The 18,327-nt window shown below is 71.9% G+C and carries 17 protein-coding genes and 1 tRNA gene; 5 read left to right on the top strand and 13 right to left on the bottom strand.

Features of this window, described 5'->3' with window-relative positions; genetic code table 11:
• Nucleotides 1–37: 37 nt before the first annotated feature.
• On the top strand, nt 38–424 hold the full coding sequence (locus AC0OLQ_RS03265; protein ID WP_484530132.1) for a hypothetical protein: 387 nt from the start codon (nt 38–40) through the stop codon (nt 422–424).
• 64 nt (nt 425–488) lie between these two features.
• Here AC0OLQ_RS03265 and AC0OLQ_RS03260 read toward each other — a convergent pair whose 3' ends face one another.
• From AC0OLQ_RS03260 to AC0OLQ_RS03250, 3 genes are all read right to left on the bottom strand, one after another.
• Nucleotides 489–728: a hypothetical protein gene (locus tag AC0OLQ_RS03260; RefSeq protein WP_484530131.1), complete on the bottom strand. Its 240-nt coding sequence runs from the start codon at nt 726–728 to the stop codon at nt 489–491.
• Nucleotides 729–1,279: 551 nt separating this feature from the next.
• On the bottom strand, nt 1,280–1,762 hold the full coding sequence (locus AC0OLQ_RS03255) for a hypothetical protein (RefSeq protein ID WP_484530130.1): 483 nt from the start codon (nt 1,760–1,762) through the stop codon (nt 1,280–1,282).
• Nucleotides 1,759–1,986 carry a hypothetical protein gene (locus tag AC0OLQ_RS03250; protein WP_484530129.1) on the bottom strand — a complete coding sequence of 76 codons (228 nt, stop codon included), beginning with the start codon at nt 1,984–1,986 and terminating at the stop codon, nt 1,759–1,761. The genes AC0OLQ_RS03255 and AC0OLQ_RS03250 overlap by 4 nt, the downstream gene beginning before the upstream one ends.
• A gap of 51 nt (nt 1,987–2,037) precedes the next feature.
• Between AC0OLQ_RS03250 and AC0OLQ_RS03245 the strand changes: the two genes are divergently transcribed.
• Nucleotides 2,038–2,658, top strand: coding sequence for a DUF4240 domain-containing protein (locus tag AC0OLQ_RS03245; protein ID WP_484530128.1), 621 nt, complete (start codon nt 2,038–2,040; stop codon nt 2,656–2,658).
• 331 nt (nt 2,659–2,989) lie between these two features.
• On the opposite strand, the gene AC0OLQ_RS03240 is transcribed toward AC0OLQ_RS03245, so the two are convergent.
• Together AC0OLQ_RS03240 and AC0OLQ_RS03235 are read right to left on the bottom strand one after the other, a co-directional pair.
• Nucleotides 2,990–3,385, bottom strand: coding sequence for a hypothetical protein (locus AC0OLQ_RS03240; RefSeq protein ID WP_484530127.1), 396 nt, complete (start codon nt 3,383–3,385; stop codon nt 2,990–2,992).
• A gap of 171 nt (nt 3,386–3,556) precedes the next feature.
• A tRNA-Thr gene (locus AC0OLQ_RS03235) sits at nt 3,557–3,630 on the bottom strand.
• A gap of 133 nt (nt 3,631–3,763) precedes the next feature.
• Here AC0OLQ_RS03235 and AC0OLQ_RS03230 point away from each other — a divergent pair.
• Nucleotides 3,764–5,500, top strand: a complete 1,737-nt coding sequence (locus AC0OLQ_RS03230) for a metallophosphoesterase family protein (protein WP_484530126.1) — start codon at nt 3,764–3,766, stop codon at nt 5,498–5,500.
• Between the two features lie 79 nt (nt 5,501–5,579).
• Here the strand turns inward: AC0OLQ_RS03230 and AC0OLQ_RS03225 are convergent, their stop codons facing one another.
• From AC0OLQ_RS03225 to tmk, 6 genes are all read right to left on the bottom strand, one after another.
• Nucleotides 5,580–6,416, bottom strand: coding sequence for a PSP1 domain-containing protein (locus AC0OLQ_RS03225; protein ID WP_357332597.1), 837 nt, complete (start codon nt 6,414–6,416; stop codon nt 5,580–5,582).
• 290 nt (nt 6,417–6,706) lie between these two features.
• On the bottom strand, nt 6,707–7,375 hold the full coding sequence (locus tag AC0OLQ_RS03220; protein ID WP_484530125.1) for a hypothetical protein: 669 nt from the start codon (nt 7,373–7,375) through the stop codon (nt 6,707–6,709).
• Complete coding sequence (locus AC0OLQ_RS03215) at nt 7,375–7,680, bottom strand: hypothetical protein (RefSeq protein ID WP_484530124.1); 306 nt, start codon at nt 7,678–7,680, stop codon at nt 7,375–7,377. Before AC0OLQ_RS03215 ends, AC0OLQ_RS03220 begins: the two co-directional genes overlap by 1 nt.
• Before the next feature lies 1 nt (nt 7,681).
• Nucleotides 7,682–8,011 carry a YbaB/EbfC family nucleoid-associated protein gene (locus tag AC0OLQ_RS03210; RefSeq protein WP_484530123.1) on the bottom strand — a complete coding sequence of 110 codons (330 nt, stop codon included), beginning with the start codon at nt 8,009–8,011 and terminating at the stop codon, nt 7,682–7,684.
• 121 nt (nt 8,012–8,132) lie between these two features.
• Nucleotides 8,133–9,425 (bottom strand): DNA polymerase III subunit delta', encoded by a 1,293-nt coding sequence (locus AC0OLQ_RS03205; protein ID WP_484530122.1) that lies wholly within the window; start codon nt 9,423–9,425, stop codon nt 8,133–8,135.
• On the bottom strand, nt 9,422–11,578 hold the full coding sequence (gene tmk / locus AC0OLQ_RS03200; protein WP_357332588.1) for a dTMP kinase: 2,157 nt from the start codon (nt 11,576–11,578) through the stop codon (nt 9,422–9,424). The genes AC0OLQ_RS03205 and tmk overlap by 4 nt, the downstream gene beginning before the upstream one ends.
• Nucleotides 11,579–11,796: 218 nt before the next feature.
• Between tmk and AC0OLQ_RS03195 the strand changes: the two genes are divergently transcribed.
• On the top strand, nt 11,797–13,005 hold the full coding sequence (locus AC0OLQ_RS03195) for an amino acid deaminase/aldolase (RefSeq protein WP_357332586.1): 1,209 nt from the start codon (nt 11,797–11,799) through the stop codon (nt 13,003–13,005).
• 116 nt (nt 13,006–13,121) lie between these two features.
• Here the strand turns inward: AC0OLQ_RS03195 and AC0OLQ_RS03190 are convergent, their stop codons facing one another.
• Nucleotides 13,122–13,697, bottom strand: a complete 576-nt coding sequence (locus AC0OLQ_RS03190) for a TetR/AcrR family transcriptional regulator (protein WP_357332884.1) — start codon at nt 13,695–13,697, stop codon at nt 13,122–13,124.
• A gap of 225 nt (nt 13,698–13,922) precedes the next feature.
• On the opposite strand from AC0OLQ_RS03190, the gene AC0OLQ_RS03185 reads away from it, so the two are divergent.
• Nucleotides 13,923–15,230: a D-arabinono-1,4-lactone oxidase gene (locus AC0OLQ_RS03185; RefSeq protein ID WP_484530121.1), complete on the top strand. Its 1,308-nt coding sequence runs from the start codon at nt 13,923–13,925 to the stop codon at nt 15,228–15,230.
• 18 nt (nt 15,231–15,248) lie between these two features.
• Here the strand turns inward: AC0OLQ_RS03185 and topA are convergent, their stop codons facing one another.
• Nucleotides 15,249–18,074: a type I DNA topoisomerase gene (gene topA / locus AC0OLQ_RS03180; RefSeq protein WP_484530120.1), complete on the bottom strand. Its 2,826-nt coding sequence runs from the start codon at nt 18,072–18,074 to the stop codon at nt 15,249–15,251.
• Nucleotides 18,075–18,327: the final 253 nt, after the last annotated feature.

Here is an 18,327-nt window from a genome sequence, read left to right as displayed (position 1 = left end):
CGTGGCTTGCGAGGTGCGGTCGTGGAGGCCACTGGCGATGACTGCTTCACCTCCCTCGCCGCCCGATCACGAGTGGGCAGGACCGAAGCAGCGGCCGCCGGCGCCGGCTGAACTGCCGGCACCCCTGGGGTTGGTCAGACCTGGGCGCATCGCCGCCGGCATCGGCATAGCCCTCGCCGGCCACCTGCCCGCGAGCGGCCTTTGGCTTTCCTCGTACTACACGTTCGTCCACGACGCCAGCCCGGACTCGCTGTTCATGGTGGATTGCCTGGTCGTACTCCTCCAGCTAGCAATGTTCGCCAGCTGCGCGGTGCCGGGCAGTGTGCTGGTCTTACGCGGCGACCGCGGCCTCGGCCTGGGCCTGCTCTTCGGTTGGGTCACAGGCATCATCGCGCTCGTGGTGGGAACCGCCCTCATCCAGTGATGAATTGCCTCGGGGATCTCAGGGGGCGGTCCAGTAGGAGGCGAACCGCCGGCCTACCGACCAGCTAGTCGAGCGTGTAGAAGACGGTCACGCAGGGCCACTCACCGTATTCGTTGACCTCGTCGTTGCTGTACATCAGACCCGCTACGTCGACCGTGCCGTGCTCGGCGAGGTCTTCGATTGATTTCGCCACGTGCCGCAGCAGGGCAGGAACGTCATCCTGCCCCTCACCCAGTGGCAGACCGATCGAATAGTAGAAGCAGGACGAATCCCTCGGCGGACCCCCGCCGTCATCGACGCTCACGCCGTCCTCCTCGTCATACATCTGCAAGATCCGGGTTGGAGAAGCAGACGACGATACACAGGATGAACAGCTTCGACCGTGGCCACTTGGCACCGCCCCACGGCAGACACTTCGCTTGACGTGGATTCCATGCAACGGCGACAGCTGTCGGCACCCACGAACCGCCGGCGTCCCGCCGAGTCTCTAAGCGCGATGGCAAGCAAAAGGCCCCGGTCATGATCGGCGATCAAGCCGGTGACCTGGGCCTCTCTATGAAGCCGCCTGACGGAACCGAACCGTCGACCTACGCATTACGAGATCAAATGACCCACCCCGGTCTGCCTGCTTGGACCCCGCCTGGCCTGCGCAAACCCCTCTCGTCATCACTCAGCGCCAGCGGTCGAAGGTCGACCTGTTGAGGACTGGATGAGGACTGAGGCAGGCGAGTGTGCAGGGAAGCGGACTATCGACGCACCGTCGAGCGCAGGGTGCAGGACGGTCACCGGAGCGAGGGTGACCACGCGCGTGCGGCGCATCGTCTCGTCACTTTCCCCCGGCCGCTGGTGGGCCTGCTACAGCACCACCGGGAGGGGTTCGATCCAGCAGCTCGCGACGTGGGGCTCGACCAGTCGCTTCGCCTCCTCGGCGTCCGTCTGAGTGAGGAAGACGCCCAGGTTGTGCCGGCTCCGGCGGTTGTTCTCCTCGGTCACCGCCGTGAGCAAGTGGACGTAGCGGTGCCGCTCCCGGCGTACGCCCTCCGGCAGGCCGGTGAGGAACGCCTCCGCTACCTCCTGCGGCGAGGCGATGTCGAACTCACCGCCGACTCCGGTGAGCGGCTTGACCGGCCACATCGGGTCGTACGCGCTGAACCTGTTGAAGAACGACGGTTGCAGGTCCGACAGCACACCTTCGCACCACCCGACGGCACCGGTGATGACGTAACCGGTCACCCCCTCGCTCTCCAGCATGAGTACGCGGGCCTCCTCCGAGCGGCACCAGTCCGAGATGTCCCGGTCGATCTGCGCGGCCTCCTCCTCGGTCGCGCACCGGATCACCAGGCCGCGGTACGCCCCCGCATCTGAACCGCGTCGACCGGCTTGAACAGCACCTCCGTCGTCGTCGGAAGGCGGTGGTCAGCGCCAGGCATTGCGTCCGCCCGCAACAGCAGCTGGCCGTGGGTCGCCGAGTACGACCACAATGCGAAGTGCCGCTCGCTGCGGAAGAGTTCGGCGCCCGGGCGGAAGTCCTCATCCTTGTAAAGCCACACGCTCGACGTCATCTCGTCACCATCAGACACCCGGACGGCAGAGGTCAAGATCAGAAGCGCTAGATGCGCGACGGCCAGACCGTTACCGTCCTCGAGGTGAACATGGCGGAATTCTGGAAGTTCCTGGAGCGATCAGCCGAGGAGACGACCGACCCGGCCCAAAGGCTCGACTGGTTGGCGTGCCGGCTCAGCCGCGTCTCTCTTGACCACATCGCGGACTTCCAGCTCCACCTGGAGGCTGCACGTCGCCCGATCGATACCTACGCCATGTGGGGCGCAGCCAACCAGATCATGGACGGCCTCTGCAACGGCGATGCGTTCTGGTACTTCCAGCCATGGCTCATCGGCCAGGGGCAGCGCTGGTGGCATCACGCCGCCCAAAACCCCGACAACCTCGCCGACCTGCCCGCCGTTCGGGCGCTCGCCGGCCGCAGCCCCCGGGAATGGGCCGACGCGGATTGGCCGCACTGGGAAGAACTCGCCTACGTGGCACCCCGCGCCTACGACCACGTCACCGGGCGTGAAGACAGCCTCGATGAAGCGCTGGACGCCCGGGGCCACCGCACGTACTCCGACCCGGAACCAACCGATCAACCCTGGGACAGCGACAGTCTCGCCCAGATCGAACAACGTCTGCCGCGCCTCGCGCGCTTGTTCCCGCGCCAGCAATACGTGAAGCCCTGACCGGCTTGTGCTGGGCTGGGTAGAAGGGCGAGAGCGGATCTCCTCGTCGGGCAGTCGCCAGACCGTCCAGCCTCCCCCGGACGGGGACAAGGTGGAGCGCTCTACGTCCGAACGACTTTGGCCCCGTCCGGGGATGCTGGTAGCCCTTGTGGTGCCCGACGAGGTGATCCGCGGCGGCATCTCTGAGGAGGGTCGGGGTTCGGGGCGGACCCCGACCTCTTCATGGTCCCGGTCGTCCGTCAGATGGCCGGCCGGTCCGGCCGATGCCGGCCGGAGGTCGCTAGCAGGCCGGGGCCGGCCGGCGCGGCCCGCTTGCGGGCCGCCTTGATCCTTAAGAGGTCAATTCGGCAGTGCTGGCGTCTGGATGGCTAGCCGACCGCAGGTGAGGCCGGGTGACCTCATCGCCCTGCGGGTCGTAGATCGTCAGCCCATACCGAACTGCAAGATCCACGACCAGCTGGAGAGCGGGAGTGCTGCGCTGCCCGAAGCTCATGCTCATGCTGACGTGATCGATACCGACGTCGAGCGGCATCGAAGTCCAGGGCGAGTCATCGCGGTACGGCGGGAAGTCGGGGTAGCGGCCGCGCAGACTCTCGTAGAAGCCGACGATGCGTTCGTCCAACTCGCCCTCGGGGTGCTGACCGCTCCAGCAGCGCTTCGCCATGGCGCGCACCGCGTCGTCACTCGCCGCCGTGTCGATGGCCAGCACGTCAAGGTCGAAACTCACTGGCACATACTGCCGTCTGTTCGGTGACGACCTGGACGCGGTCGCCAACCGGCTGGACGAGGCGGTCGCTGCACGGGATACGGACTATTTGCGGACTGGCACCGCCGGCGGCGAGATTGTCGACCTTGGGAAACGGCGAAGCCCAGGCCGATGACCTGGGCTTCTGTACCGAGCCGCCTGACGGAATCGAACCGTCGACCTACGCATTACGAGTGCGTCGCTCTAGCCGACTGAGCTAAGGCGGCAACGATCGTCAAGTGTACGGCACAGCCCGCCGGACGCCGAACGGGATCCCCCTCACCTCCGATCCGGACAACCGGGAGTTTCGGTACGTCTGCGGGAGAGACTTCGCGGTCGCTCCGGACTACCCTGCGGCGGGTGAGCGACGATCACGTACCGCCGCAGCAGCCGATCCCGGAGGCACAGCCCGGCGAGCGGGCCACCCGACGGCCGCACAGCCTTGACCCGCTGGAGCTGGGCTTCACCCCGCGCAAGCCGGTCCCCTGGCTCGCGCCGCTACTGCTGATCAGCACCGGCCTGCGGACCCTGCTGGCGATCCTGTTCGGGGCGTACCTGGACAAGCGCGAGCTGCAGAACGCGTTCGGCGACGACACGTTCCGGCAGGTGGGGCCGGACGGTGGGCTGTGGCTGGATTACGTGGCCGACCTGGGCGACGGCTTCGACGCCACGTACTCGGTGGCGTACCTGCTCGCCCAGCCGGAGCTGGAGGTGGACGGGCACCGGTTGCCCCGGGCGCAGACCCTGGTGATGGGCGGTGACCAGGTCTACCCGTCGGCGGCCTACGAGGCGTACGAGGACCGGTGCAAGGGGCCGTACCAGGCGGCGCTGCCGATCGCGCCGCCGCAGCGGCCGACGCTCTTCGCGGTGCCGGGCAACCACGACTGGTACGACGGGTTGACCGCGTTTCTGCGGCTGTTCGTCCGGTCCCGGGACCGGCACTTCGCGGGCTGGGGCACCGGCCAGTCCCGCTCGTACTTCGCGGTGGAGTTGCCGGCCGACTGGTGGCTGCTCGGCCTCGACGACCAGTCCGGTTCGTACCTGGACGACCCACAGCTCACCTACTTCGACGAGGTCGCCCGGAAGCTCACCCCGCGGTCGAAGGTGATCCTGGCGGTGCCGGCCCCGACGTGGGTCAAGGCCCACGACCATCCCACGGCCTACGACTCGATCGACTACTTCATCCGTACGATCGTCGCGCCCACCGGAGCGCACGTGCGGCTGCTGGTCTCCGGCGATCTGCACCACTACGCCCGCTACACCGGTCCCGAGCGGCAGCTGATCACCTGCGGGGGCGGCGGCGCCTACCTCTACCCGACGCACCAGCTGCCCGAGCGGCTCGAGGTGCCGCCGCGGGACACCCTGGCCCGCCGGGCCAGCCGCACCCGCGAGTACGAGTTGGCCGCCCGCTATCCGGACAAGGCCCGCTCGCGGCGCTACGGCTGGGGGATCTTCGCCCGGCTGCCGTTCCGCAACCCGGGTTTCACCACCCTGCTGGGCACCCTGCACACGCTGCTGATGCTGGCCATGGCCGGGGTGGCGGCGAATCAGGTGGGCACCACCGAGCAGCGGCTGCTCAGCGTCCCGCTGGTGATCATGCTGGTGGTGACCCTGCTGGGCGCGGCGTTCTTCGCCAAGCCGCCCAGCTCCGGGGGGAAGCGGCACGCCCGGCACTGGATCCTCGGCGTGACGCACGGGCTGGCCCACGTGGCGCTGGCCGCCGGCGGCACCTGGCTCTGGCTGCAACTGCCGTTCTACGACTGGCCCTGGCCGCTGCCGGCGGTCGCCGCGGCGGTCCTGTACGGGCCGGTGAGCGGGCTGATCTCCAGCCAGCTGGTGGCGCTCTATCTGCTGGTGGCGGGGTCGTTCGGGGTGAACGTCAACGAGCTCTTCGCCGGCCAGGGCATCGAGGACTCGAAGTCGTTCCTCCGGCTCCGCATCGACCCGGACGGCACGCTGACCATCTACCCGATCGCCGTCGACAAGGTCCGCCACGCCTGGGAGCTCAACCCGGACCAGTCCCCCACGTCGAGCTGGCTCCTCCCCAAAACCCCGCTGACCCCCCGCTTGGCCGAGCCCCCCATCGTCCTCCGCTGACCCCACAGTTGATCAAGAGGTTTGCGTAGGAGACAGACGATTCCTGACGCAAACCTCTTGATCAACAGCGCGAAAGGGGTCAGGAGTAGTGCTGGTCGTGGGCCTGGCGGGGGGCGCAGACCGAGGCGCGGCTGCACGAGCAGCGGGAGCCGTCGGCGTCGAGGCGGACGGTGACCGAGTCGCGGGGGACGCTGTGGCCGACCACCTTGCCCTCGCCCTCCGGCGTGGAGACACGGCTGCCGATCGCCGGGGCGGACTCCTGGAACCGCTGGTAGAGAGGGTGCTCGTACTTCAGGCAGCACATCAGCCGGCCGCACGCGCCGGAGATACGCAGCGGGTTGAGCGGCAGGTCCTGGTCCTTGGCCATCCGGATGGTCACCGGCTCGAAGTCGGTGAGGAAGGTGGCGCAGCACAGGTCCCGCCCGCAGGAGCCGATCCCGCCCTGCACCCGCGCCGAGTCCCGCGCGGAGAGCTGCCGCAGCTCGACCCGGCAGTGCAGGGTCGCCCCCAGGTCGCGGACGAGGGAGCGGAAGTCGACCCGGTGCGGCGCGGTGAAGTAGACGGTGGTCCGGTCGCTGCCGGTCTCCGGGGTGGCGAAGACGTGGTCGATGGCCACCACCTTCATCGGCAGGCCGTGCTCGCGGATCAGCCGCTTGGCGGCCACCTTGGCGTCGGCCTTGCGCCGGCGCAGCAACTCGTCGCGGCGCAGGTCGTCCTCCCCGGCCAGGCCGGCGAGCCGGGGGAAGCCGCTGGTCTCCTCGCTGACCCACTGCGCCGCCCAGACGCACTCGGCCACCTCGGGTCCCTCGTCGGTGGGCACCAGCACCTTGTCGCCCACCTGGGGGCGGAGCTCACCGGGGTCGAGGTAGTAGAGGCGCCCGTACCGGTTGAAACTGACCGCGCAGAGCATGCCCATGCCCACCACCCTACGACCTTCGGACGGCTCCGGGTCCGCCGCCCGTCGCCGTCCGGTCACCGGGCGCAGCGATCCATGTTTGTCGACTCGACCGAATCGATCTCGACCCCTCGTGTCGTTGATCCTCGCCCGGACGGCTGAAACATGAGTCAGCTGCGGGACAAACGGCGGTCGACCGCGTTGAGTGAAGTCATACCTGCGGGGGGTGCAGGGAAAGGCCACGGCGTCGCCGCCGGAGCCCGGCCACGGCCGGTTCGGCGTGCGACGCCGTGGACCTGCAGGCGCCGGGGTCAGTGCCCGATCCGGGTGGCGCCGCCGTAGCGGGGCCCGGTCGAGGTGCGGTCCCGCCAGGCCGTCTCGGTCAGGCTCGGCGCCCACTGGCGCAGCAGCGTCTCCGCGCCGTCGTAGGCCGCACCGAGCACGCCCAGCACCCGGATGGCGATCTCGGCGGCCGCGAGGGCCCCGGACCGGCCGGCGTCCGCGCCCGGGCGGGTGGCGGCGTGCACGGTGACCGCCTCGGCCGAGCGCAGCACGTCGGCCAGCGCCCGGGCCAGCGCGGCCCGGCTCCGCTCCACCCAGTCGGCCAGCGCGTCGGCGTAGCCGGCGGTCGACTCCAGCCGCCCGACCAGGCTCTCCGGCCCCTCGTCGAGGTGCCGGAGCAGGGCGCTGCGCGCCTCGTCGTAGGCCGCGGCGGCCGGCCCGGACCAGGCGACCGGGTCGGCGAGCATGGCGCAGGTGTCGTCGTACCCGCGGACGAGCCGGCGCACGGCGTGGCCGGCGCCGGTCAGCGGCGCGGGGTGCAGGTCGAGGAACTCGCGCACGGCCGCACCGGGGAGCACCTGCATCCGGCGCAGCAGCGGCCAGAGCCGGTGCCCCTCGGGAGCGCCGGCGGCGAGCAGCGCGTCGACCCGGGCCAGCAGGTCGAGACCCGGCTCGGCGAGCCGGTCGAGCGCGTCCATCAGTCCTCCCGGGCCAGCCGCCGCCCGACGGACTCGTCGGTGGCGGAGTAGCGGTCGGCGGCGCTGCGCAGGGCGGCCGCGGCGGCGGCCAGCCGGTTGGCGGCGGCCTGCGCCTCGCGCGCCCGGTCGCCGGTGGCCGCGGTCCACTGCCGGTGCAGGGCCCGGCCGACCTCGCCGGGCCGGCCGGCGGCGTGGGCACCGAACGCGGGGTGGGGCGGGTCGCTGGCGGTCACCGTGCGGGCCAGCGTGGCGAGGGTGGCGCCGGCCTCGTCGAGGCGGGCGGCCAGCGCGCGCAACGTCTCCATGTCAGGCTCCCGCCAGCGGCCGGTAGGCCGCGAAGGTCTCGTTGTGCAGCTTCTCCCGGGCCCACTGCGCCGCGTCGGCGGCGGCGGTGACGGCGGCCTGCACCGACCCGGCGACGTCGCGGGCTCTGCTCTGGTGCAGCGGGCCGAGGAAGCGCACGTCGGTGATCCGGCCGCCGGCGGTCACCACCACCTCGACGAGGCCGTCCGGCGAGCGGACGGTGACCTCGACCGTCGCCACCGCCTGGTCGAACTCGGCCTGGAGGGTCTCGATGCGGCGATAGCGCCGCACCGCCTCCTCGATCCAGGCCTCGTCGATCTCCCCCCGTGGCATCGGCGGACTCCTCCCGGCTGACCCCGTCACTGAGCGTGCCGCCATCGTCACGCGGCCACACCGGACCGTACCGCAGTGAACAAAGCCTGTCGATGCCCTGTGGACAGCGGGGAAGGGGTGCTCAGCCCCGCCACAGGGCGAGCATCATCGCCTCCACCGCGATCCGCGGCTTGACGTTCGCCTCGATCGCCGCCCGGCACTCCAGCACGGCCTCCAGGCGGCGCAGCGCCCCCTCGGCGTCCCATTTCTGCGCGCCGGCCCCGGCCAGCGCCGCGGTGTCGGTGTGCACCGGGGCGACCGGCGCCCGCAGCGCCATGGTCAGCGCGTCCCGGTAGAAGCCGGCCAGGTCGACCAGGGCCCGGTCGAGCGCGTCCCGCTGGGCCCGGGTGGCCCGCGACTTCTGCCGCTTCTCCAAGTCCTTGAGCTGACCGGCGGCGCCCCGCATGGCCCCGGCCGCGCCCCGGCCGGTGCCGCCCGCGCCGAGCGCGGTCTGGAGCGCGGTCTTCTCCGACTCGTCCATCTCGGCCACCGACGCGGCGGCCTCGGCCTCGGCCGCCTCGATCAGGGCGGAGGCGGCGTCGAACGCGGCGCCAACGCCGGTCAGCCGGCGCGGCACGGCGAGCACGGCGTCGCGGCGCTGCCGGGCCTCCGGGTCGCGGGCCAGTCGCCGGGCCCGGCCCACGTGTCCCTGCGCGGCCGCGGCGGCCCACTCGGCCACGTCGGGGGCGATGCCGTCCCGGCGTACGAGCACCTCGGCCACCGCGCCGGCCGGCGGCTGCCGCAGCGGCACGACCCGGCACCGCGACCGGATGGTCACCGAGATGTCGTCCGGGTGGGTGGAGGGGGCGCAGAGCAGGAAGACGGTACGCGGGGGCGGCTCCTCGATCGCCTTGAGCAGCGCGTTGCCGGCGGCCTCGGTGAGCCGGTCGGCGTCCTCGATGACGACGACCTGCCAACGGCCGCCGGACGGCGTGCTGGCCGCCCGCAGCACCAGCGCCCGCATCTCGCCCACGCCGATGGAGAGCCCCTCGGGCACCACCAGCCGGACGTCGGCGTGGGTGCCGGCCAGCGTGGTGTGGCAGCCGGGGCAGCGGCCGCAGCCGGTGCCGTGCACGCACTGCAACGCGGCGGCGAAGGCGCGCGCCGCCACCGACCGGCCCGAGCCGGGAGGCCCCGTGAAGATCCAGGCGTGGGTCATCCCGGCGCCCGGATCGACGCCCTCCCGACCGGCGGGCGCGGGCCCGTCGGTTTCCTCGGCGAGCGCGTCGAGCGCGTCGTCGCCGCCGGTCCGGCCCGCTCCGCCGGCCGCCACGGGAGCGGCGGCACGCAGCAGGGCGGCGGCCGAGGCGGCCGCCCGGCGCAGCGTGACCACCGCCTCGTCCTGCCCGACCAGGTCGGCGAAGACGTCCGTCATCGTGGTGGGCGCTCCATCGTCACCAGCTCCGCGTCGGATAACTCGGGCTGGACCGTGGTGTCGGGGCCCTGGGCCGGGCGCGGGTGCACGATGCCGGCCGGGTCGACGAGCAACTCGTCCACCCGCCGGGCCACCGCCGCGGCGATCTCCTCGACCGGGCGGGACGCGTCGAGCACCAGGTAGCGCTTGGGGTCGGCGGTGGCCAGGTCGAGGAAGGCGTACCGGACCCGCTCGTGGAACGGGAGCGACTCGGCCTCCAGCCGGTCGGCGCCCCGGTTGCGGGAGTCGACCCGGGACCGGCCGGTGCGCGGGTCGACGTCGAGGAGCACCACCAGGTCGGGCTTGAGCCCGCCGGTGGCCCACGAGGAGAGCCAGGAGACCTCCTGCACCGGCAGGGTCCGCCCGGCCCCCTGGTACGCCAGCGACGAGTCGACGTACCGGTCGCTGATCACCACGGCGCCCCGGACCAGTGCCGGCCGGACCACGGTGGCCACGTGGTGGGCCCGGTCGGCGGCATAGAGCAGCGCCTCGGCGCGCGGCGACGGGGCCTCGTCGCCCGAGGTCTCCAGCACCAGCGCGCGGATCCGCTCGCCGATGCCGGTGGCCCCCGGCTCCCGGGTGACCACGACGTCCCGGCCCTGCCCGCGCAGCCGGTCGGCGAGCGCGGCGAGCTGGGTGGACTTGCCGGCGCCCTCGCCACCCTCGAAGACCACGAAGAGGCCGTTGGAGACGAAGGGCTCCGCCGGCATCAGCGGGCGGCCCCGGATCGAGCCCCAGAGGTCGGCCAGGACCGGCACGCCCTTCTTGTCGTCCATCTGGCCGAAGGCGCTGATCCCGGCGAAGATGCCGGCGGCGCCCGCGGCGAGCAGCAGCAGGCGGGTCGAGGAGACCGAGATGCCCAGGTCGGCGATGGTCAGCTGGCGGGAGCCGCCGACGCCGACCAGGAGGCTGCTCAGCGCGATGGCGAGGATCAGCACCAGCCGGGTGCCGATCTGCACCACCGCGAAGACCCGGCCGCGCACCTCGTCGGCCACCTCGCCGCCGAGCAGCGTGGTGCCGGCCAGGAAGGCCATGCCGGCGCCCGCGCCGACCAGGATCGCGCCGAGCATCGCCATGGACAGGTGGATGGCGAAGGCGAGCACCAGCACGGAGGCGCTGGCCAGCACGATGCTCATGCCGAACCAGCGGCGCCGGGACATGTCCCGGACGATCATCGGGCCGGCCCCGATGCCGATCGCCAGGCCGATGAAGATCGCGCCGAAGAGCAGGTAGAACGCGGCGTCACCGGCGCCGAGCGAGGCGGCGAAGAACTTCGCCGTGCCGATCACGATGCCGCCACCGGCGAAGGCACCGAAGATGCCCAGCACGAGGCCGCGGACCAGCGGCGTCTGGCCGATGAACCGCCAGCCCTCGGTGAACTGGCGCGTCATGCTCTGCTCGGTGCGCTCCCGCTCGGCGGCCTGCGCCTGGCTGATCTCCTTGATCCCGACGGCCACCACGATCGCGGTGGCCAGCCGGGAGAACGCGTTGAACCAGAGGGCGAGCTGTGCCGGCTCCGCCCAGGACGGCATCTCGCCGCCGGTGATCCCGCGGATGCTCCGGTCGAGCACCGCCAGGCCGATGGCCGCGGCGATCGGGGTGAGGCCGTACGTGGTGATCAGGGTGAGCTGGTTGGCGGTCTCCAGCCGGGCGCGCGGGATGAGGTTGGGGACCGCGGCCTCCTTGGCCGGGATCCACATCAGGGTGACCGTCTCGATCAGGAAGGTGGCCACCAGCGCCCAGCTGACCACCACCCCGCTGCCGGCCCCGGTGAGCGCGACCAGCGGGATGGAGGCGAAGAGCAGGAAGCGCAGCACGTCGCAGATGACCATCGTCCAGCGCCGGTCGAACCGGTCGGCGAACACGCCCGCCACCGGCCCGAGCAGCAGCGCCGGGAGCAGCCGGATGGCGATGGTCGTGCCGAAGGCGGCACCTTTGGCGGTGCTGCCGGAGACCTGGGCGGCGGCGAAGACCGAGGTGGCGAGCAGGCCGAGCCAGTCGCCGAAGGAGGCCGCGCCGAGCACGATCCAGAGCCGGCGGAACGGCCGGATGCGCAGCACCGAGCGGATGGCGGCGGCTCCGGAGCGGTCGGCCTGCGCCGCGGGCGACGACACGCCGGGCGACTCGCCGTTGTTCTGGCTTTCGATGGCCGTACCTCCACGTGCCGGCCCAGAGCTGGGCATCCCCGGTGGAACACTCTAGTCGGGGCGAGATGCGTCCCCCTCCGCGACATTCGCCTGCTCGCCGAGCCTAGGCCGCCGGGACCACCGCCCGCAGCCCGGACAGACGCGAGGGTATTTCGCATTGTCGTCCAGACAGTTAGCGTGCACACGTGGCCACCGACCGAGACAAACTTCGCGATCGCCTCGATCGGGCGACCGCCCACCTCGACCCGCCGTACGCCGTGGTCGATCTCTCCGCTTTCGATGCCAACGCCGAGGCGCTGGTCGACCGGGCCGCGGGCAAGCCGGTCCGGATCGCCAGCAAGTCGGTCCGGGTCCGCGAGCTGCTGACCCGGGCGCTGGGCCGGCCCGGGTGGCGCGGCGTGATGGCGTTCACTCTCCCCGAGGCGCTCTGGCTCGCCCGCAGCGGCGTCAGCGACGACGTGCTGGTCGCCTATCCGACCGCCGACCGGCGGGCGCTCGCCGAACTGGCCGCCGACCCGGCGCTCGCCGACGCGGTGACCCTGATGATCGACGACGCCGGGCAGCTCGACCTGGTCGACCAGGTCTGCCCGCCCGGACGCCGGCCGGCGCTGCGGGTCTGCCTCGAACTGGACGCCTCCTGGCGACCCCTCGGCGGCCGGGTGCACGTCGGCGTGCGGCGGTCCCCGGTGCACAGCGCCGGGGCGGCCGGCACGCTCGCCGCCACCGTCGCCGGCCGGCCGGGCTTCCGGCTGGTCGGCCTGATGTCGTACGAGGCGCAGATCGCCGGCCTCGGCGACGCCCCGCCCGGGCAGGCGCTGCTGGGCACGGCCATCCGGGTCACCCAGCGCGGGTCGTACCGGGAACTGCTGGCCCGCCGGGCGGCCGCGGTCGCCGCCGTACGCGAGCATGCCGACCTGGAGTTCGTCAACGGCGGCGGCACCGGCAGCGTGGCCGCCACCAGCGCCGACCCCGCGGTCACCGAGGTCACGGCGGGCTCCGGCCTCTACGGGCCGACGCTCTTCGACGCGTACCGTGCCTGGCGGCCGACCCCGGCGGCGTTCTTCGCCTGCGCGGTGGTCCGCCGCCCGGGGCCCGGGCTGGCCACCGTGCTCGGCGGCGGCTGGATCGCCTCGGGCGCGGCCGGGGACAGCCGGCTCCCCCGGCCGTGGCTGCCGGCCGGGTTGAAGCTGCTGGGCGCGGAGGGCGCGGGCGAGGTGCAGACCCCACTCGCCGGCGATGTCGCGACCGCCCTGCGGATCGGCGACCGGGTGTGGTTCCGCCACGCGAAGGCCGGCGAGCTGTGCGAGCACGTCAACGAGGTGCATCTGGTCGACGGCGACAGCGTGGTGGCCACCGTGCCGACCTACCGCGGCGAGGGCCACGCGTTCCTCTAAATGGTGACGGCGGGCCCCGGCACACCTCGGGAACCCGCCGCTCGTCGTCTGCCCCGGTCGCACCCCGGGCAATCGCACCTTGCCGTCACCGCCGGCACCAGGCGGCGACGTCCTGCTCAACCCTGCTGGACGGCCTCCGTCCGGGCGTCGACCTGCCGGTGCAGGTACTCCCGGATGAGCGCCTTCGCCTCGACCAGCACCCGCTCGTCGCCCTCGGTCCGCCGGCGGAACGCCAGCTTGATGAGGGAGTCGGCCGCCTCCACCGCGACCTCCAGGTGGAACCGGAGGTCGGGCACGCCGGCCAGACCGAAACGCTCCGTGAGCACCCGGGCGAGCTGATCGGCGATCACCCCGTTGTTGTCCCGCTGCTCGTCGAGCAGGTGCAGGTCGACCACGTCGCCGAAGTGCAGGGTACGAAATCCCGGGACCGTGCGGTGCATCGAGATGTACTCGTCGATCGCCGCGTCGACACCGTCCCACCAGTGGGTCAGGTCGGGCGAAGAGAACCGCTCGTCGAGCCGCTGGAGATAGGACTCCATCGTGCGCAGCGTCAGCGCCTGCACGATCGCCCGCTTGTCCGGAAAGAACTGGTAGACCGACCCGATCGCCACCTCGGCACGCTCGGCGAGCAGGGTCGTGGTCAAACCCTCGTACCCCACCTCGTCGACGAGCTCGGCGCAGGCGTCCAGCATTCGCTGGACCCGCGCGACACTTCGACCCTGCACCGGTACCCGACGCAGCGGCCCGGTCGTGGCGGCTGGTGTGGACACTCGGCGCCACCCCCCTTCGACGGATGAACATATCTGCACGTCACGACTCTGTGACTACCGGTACAACGAGCCGGGCTCGATTGCGGTATTTACCAGGTACAACGTTCCTGATATGAAGTCAGTTCATATTCACGTCGAGGAGCGTCCATGGTCGGCACGCCAGCCGCCTGGTCCAACTGGGCCGGCAACCAGCGCAGCACCGCCGCCCTCACGGTGCGCCCGCGCACCGTCGAGGAGGTCGCCGAGGCGGTCCGCCACGCCGCCGACACCGGCCGGACGATCCGGGCGGTGGGCAGCGGACACTCCTTCACCGCGACCGCCGTCGCCGACGGGCACCGGCTCGACCTCGCCGACCTGGACACCGGGGTCAGCGTCGACCCCGCTCGCCGTCTGGTCACCGTACCGGCCGGAATGACGCTGCACACCCTCAACGATCTGCTCGCCGGCCACGGCCTGGCGCTGCCCAACCTCGGCGACATCGACGCGCAGACGGTCGCCGGGGCGCTCTCCACCGGCACCCACGGCACCGGGGGAAAGCTCGGCTGCCTGTCCACCTTCGTCACCGCGCTGACCCTGGTGACCGGCACCGGCGAGGTGCTGCGCTGCTCCGCCGACGAGCACCGGGACGTGTTCGCCGCCGCCCGGGTCGGGCTCGGCGCGGTCGGGGTGCTGGTGGAGGTCACGCTGCGTTGCGTCGACGCCTTCGTGCTCCGCGCGCACGAGCGGCCGGCGGCGCTCGCCGCGGTGCTCGACGACCTGCCCGGCCTCGTCGAGCAGCACGACCACGCCGAGTTCTACTGGTTCCCCTACACCGACCGGGTGCAGGTCAAGACCAATGACCGGGTACCCGCCGACGACCGGCCGCTGCCCCGCTGGCGCGGCTGGCTCGACGACGAGTTCCTCTCCAACACCGTCTTCGCCGGGGCCTGCCGGCTGGGCCGGGCCGTGCCGGCGCTCGCCCCCGGGATCAGCGCGGTCTCCGCCCGGGCGCTCACCGAACGCGCCTACACCGGCCGCTCCGACCGGGTCTTCTGCACCCCGCGCCGGGTCCGCTTCGTGGAGATGGAGTACGCGCTCCCGCGCGCCGCCCTGCCCGCCGCGCTGGCGGAGCTGCGGCGGATCGTGGACCGGCTGCCGTTCAAGGTGCTCTTCCCGGTCGAGGTGCGGTTCACCGCCGCCGACGACATCTGGCTCTCCCACGGATACGGGCGGGACTCCGCGTACGTCGCCATCCACCAGTACGTGGGGACGCCCTACGAGCCGTACTTCCGCGCGTTCGAGGAGGTCACCACGGAGCTGGGCGGCCGCCCCCATTGGGGCAAGCTGCACTGGCGAACCGCGGAGTCCCTGGCCACGGCCTACCCGAAGTTCACCGACTTCCTGGCAGTCCGCGACCGCCTAGACCCCCACCGCCGCTTCACCAACCCCTACCTGAACCAGGTGCTGGGCGCCTGACTCCCGAAGAGGAGCGAGTTACTCCGGAGAGGTGGTGGCCTTCCTCGGGGCTGCCTTTTTGGCCGGGGTCTTCTTCGCCGTGGTGGTCTTTGCCGTCGTGGTCTTCTTGGCGACCGTGGACTTGGCGGCGGCGGTCTTCTTGGCCGCCGTCGTCTTCTTGGCCGGGGCGGCCTTCTTCGCCGCCTTCTTCTTCGGCGCCGGACCCTTCGCCCGCTTCTCGGCGAGCATCTCGGAGGCCTCCTCGAGGGTCAGCGCCTCCGGGGTCTGCCCGCGCCGCAGCGAGGCGTTGGTCTCCCCGTCCGTGACGTACGGCCCGAACCGCCCGTCCTTGATGACCAGCGGCTTCTCGGTCGCCGGGTCGTTGCCCATCTCCCGCAGCGGCGGCGCGGCGGCCCGGCGCTGCCGGGTCTTCGGAGCGGCCAGCAGGGCGAGCGCCTCGTCCAGCGTGACGGTGAACATTTTGTCTTCCGAGTCCAGCGAGCGGAACTCGTCACCGCGCTTGACGTACGGGCCGTAGCGGCCGTTGTTGGCGACGACCTCGTTGCCCTCGGGGTCGGTGCCGATCAGCCGGGGCAGGCTGAGCAGCTGCAGCGCCTGGTCGAAGGTGAGGCTGTCCGGCGACTGCGAGCGCAGCAGCGAGGACTTTCGCTCGCCGCTGGCCACGTACGGGCCGAACCGGCCGGACTTGAGCAGGATCGGCTCGCCGGTGGCCGGGTCGTCGCCGAGCTTGCGCTCGCCCCCGCCGCCGAGGAACAGCTCGTGCACCTTCTCCGGGGTCAGCTCGTCGGGGGCCAGCCCCTCGGGGATCGGCGCCCGGTCGCCCTGGCCGCCGCCCTCCTCGCCCTCCGCGGCGGGCGCGGGCTGCTCGCCCGGCAGCGCCCGCTGGAGGTACGGCCCGTAGCGGCCGACCCGGACGACGACCTCGCGCCCGTCGTCCTCGGTGAAGAGCGGGATCGAGTTGACGCTGCGCGCGTCGATGTCGCTGAGGTTCTCGGTGACCAGCTTCTTCAGCCCGCCCGCGTGGGCGATGGCCTGGTCGCCGGTGCCGTTGGCGCTGCCGAAGTAGAACGAGGTGAGGAAGTCGACCGCGGCGTGGTCACCGCCGGCGATCTCGTCCAGCTCGTTCTCCATGCTGGCGGTGAAGTCGTAGTCGATGAGGCGCGGGTAGTGCCGCTCCAGCAGCCCGATCACCGCGAACGCCAGGAACGACGGGATCATCGCCTGGCCGCGCTTGAAGACGTACCCGCGGTCCTGGATGGTCTGCATGATCGACGCGTAGGTCGACGGGCGGCCGATGCCCAGCTCCTCGAGGGCCTTGACCAGTGACGCCTCGGTGTAGCGGGCGGGCGGCTGGGTGTGGTGGCCCTGGGCGGCCAGCTCGTCGGCGGTCAGCGGCTGGTCCTTGGTCAGGGTGGGCAGCCGCCGCTCGGCGTCCTCGGCCTCGGCGTTCTCGTCGTCGCTGGACTCGACGTAGGCGCGCAGGAAGCCGGGGTCGGTGATGGTCTTGCCGCTCGCGCCGAAGTCGACCTCCTCGCCGGCGGAGGAGATCGCCCGGATGCGCACCGAGACGCTGGAGCCGACCGCGTCGGTCATCTGCGAGGCGATGGTGCGCCGCCAGATCAGCTCGTAGAGCTTGAACTCCTCGGCGGACAGCTCCTTGGCCACCTCGCCCGGGGTGCGGAAGTTGTCCCCCGCCGGGCGGATCGCCTCGTGCGCCTCCTGCGCGTTCTTCACCTTGCCGGTGTAGCGGCGCGGCTCCGGCGGCACGCTGCGCTCGCCGTAGAGCTCGGCGATTTGCCGGCGGGCCGCCGCGATGGCGGTCTCCGACAGGTTCACCGAGTCGGTACGCATGTAGGTGATGTAGCCGTTCTCGTAGAGCCGCTGCGCGGTGCGCATCGTCTGCTGCGACGAGAGCCGCAGCTTGCGGGCCGCCTCCTGCTGCAGGGTCGAGGTGATGAACGGCGCGTACGGGCGGCGGCGGTAGGGCTTCTCCTCGACCCGGGTGACCGTGAACGGCCGCCCCTCCAGTCGCGCGGCCAGCCCCCGGGCGCCGCTCTCGTCGAGGTGGACCACCCCGGCGCCGGGCTTGACCCGGCCGGTGGTCGGCTCGAAGTCCTTGCCGGTGGCGATCCGGTCGCCGCCCAGCGCGATCAGGGTGGCGTTGAAGGTGCGCGGCCCCTCGCCGGGGTTCGCCACCGCCAGGGTGGCCAGGATGTCCCAGTACTCGGCGGTGCGGAACGCCATCCGCTGCCGCTCCCGCTCGACCACGATCCGGGTCGCCACGGACTGCACCCGGCCGGCGGAGAGGCCGCTGCGGACCTTGCGCCAGAGCACCGGGGAGACCTCGTAGCCGTAGAGCCGGTCGAGGATGCGCCGGGCCTCCTGGGCGTCGACCAGGTCCCGGTCGATCTCCCGGGGGTTGGCCACCGCGGCCTGGATGGCCGGCTTGGTGATCTCGTGGAAGACCATCCGCTTGACCGGCACCTTGGGCTTCAGCGTCTCCACCAGGTGCCAGGCGATGGCCTCGCCCTCGCGGTCCTCGTCGGTGGCGAGGAAGATCTCGTCCACCTCCTTGGCCAGCGACTTCAGCTTGGTGATCTGCTTCTTCCGGTCGGCGGAGACCACGTAGAGCGCGGCGAAGCCGTTGTCCACGTCCACGCCGAGCCGGGCCCAGGGCTTGTCCTCGTAGCCGGCCGGGATCTCGGCGGCGTTGCGGGGCAGGTCCCGGACGTGGCCGAAGCTGGCCTCCACGACGTACCCCGGGCCGAGATAGCCCGAGATCGTCTTGGCCTTCGCCGGTGACTCGACGATGACCAGACGGGTGGTTCCAGCGTTGCTCGGCACGTCTCTCTCCGACCTCACTCCTACGCAATGCCCGCTTCGGGCCGTGTCGCACCACCGGCGGTCCGGATGTCCAACGTAACGCGCCGTCCGCGTTCCGGGTTTCGTGGGCGGCAAATGATCAGGTTCCGTCGACCATCGGCCGGCACCCCGCCGGACGGCGCCACCGTACACCGTGGGTAGGGCGCCCAGCGGGTCACTGTGACGATCGCGCACCCATGGCGGAGGGGACACCCGTCGTTTTCCTGGGCAAACC

The organism is Micromonospora sp. Utrum1 (assembly GCF_057197805.1).
This window is presented reverse-complemented; position numbering and strand designations above follow the sequence as displayed.

Excerpts from the sequence above, each read along its gene's own strand:
- AC0OLQ_RS03265 (WP_484530132.1), top strand. The coding sequence starts at position 38 with ATGACTGCTTCACCTCCCTCGCCGCCCGATCACGAGTGGGCAGGACCG.
- AC0OLQ_RS03250 (WP_484530129.1), bottom strand. The coding sequence starts at position 1,986 with ATGACGTCGAGCGTGTGGCTTTACAAGGATGAGGACTTCCGCCCGGGC.
- AC0OLQ_RS03245 (WP_484530128.1), top strand. The coding sequence starts at position 2,038 with ATGCGCGACGGCCAGACCGTTACCGTCCTCGAGGTGAACATGGCGGAA.
- AC0OLQ_RS03225 (WP_357332597.1), bottom strand. The coding sequence starts at position 6,416 with ATGGGCATGCTCTGCGCGGTCAGTTTCAACCGGTACGGGCGCCTCTAC.
- AC0OLQ_RS03220 (WP_484530125.1), bottom strand. The coding sequence starts at position 7,375 with ATGGACGCGCTCGACCGGCTCGCCGAGCCGGGTCTCGACCTGCTGGCC.
- AC0OLQ_RS03215 (WP_484530124.1), bottom strand. The coding sequence starts at position 7,680 with ATGGAGACGTTGCGCGCGCTGGCCGCCCGCCTCGACGAGGCCGGCGCC.
- AC0OLQ_RS03210 (WP_484530123.1), bottom strand. The coding sequence starts at position 8,011 with ATGCCACGGGGGGAGATCGACGAGGCCTGGATCGAGGAGGCGGTGCGG.
- AC0OLQ_RS03205 (WP_484530122.1), bottom strand. The coding sequence starts at position 9,425 with ATGACGGACGTCTTCGCCGACCTGGTCGGGCAGGACGAGGCGGTGGTC.
- AC0OLQ_RS03190 (WP_357332884.1), bottom strand. The coding sequence starts at position 13,697 with ATGCTGGACGCCTGCGCCGAGCTCGTCGACGAGGTGGGGTACGAGGGT.
- AC0OLQ_RS03185 (WP_484530121.1), top strand. The coding sequence starts at position 13,923 with ATGGTCGGCACGCCAGCCGCCTGGTCCAACTGGGCCGGCAACCAGCGC.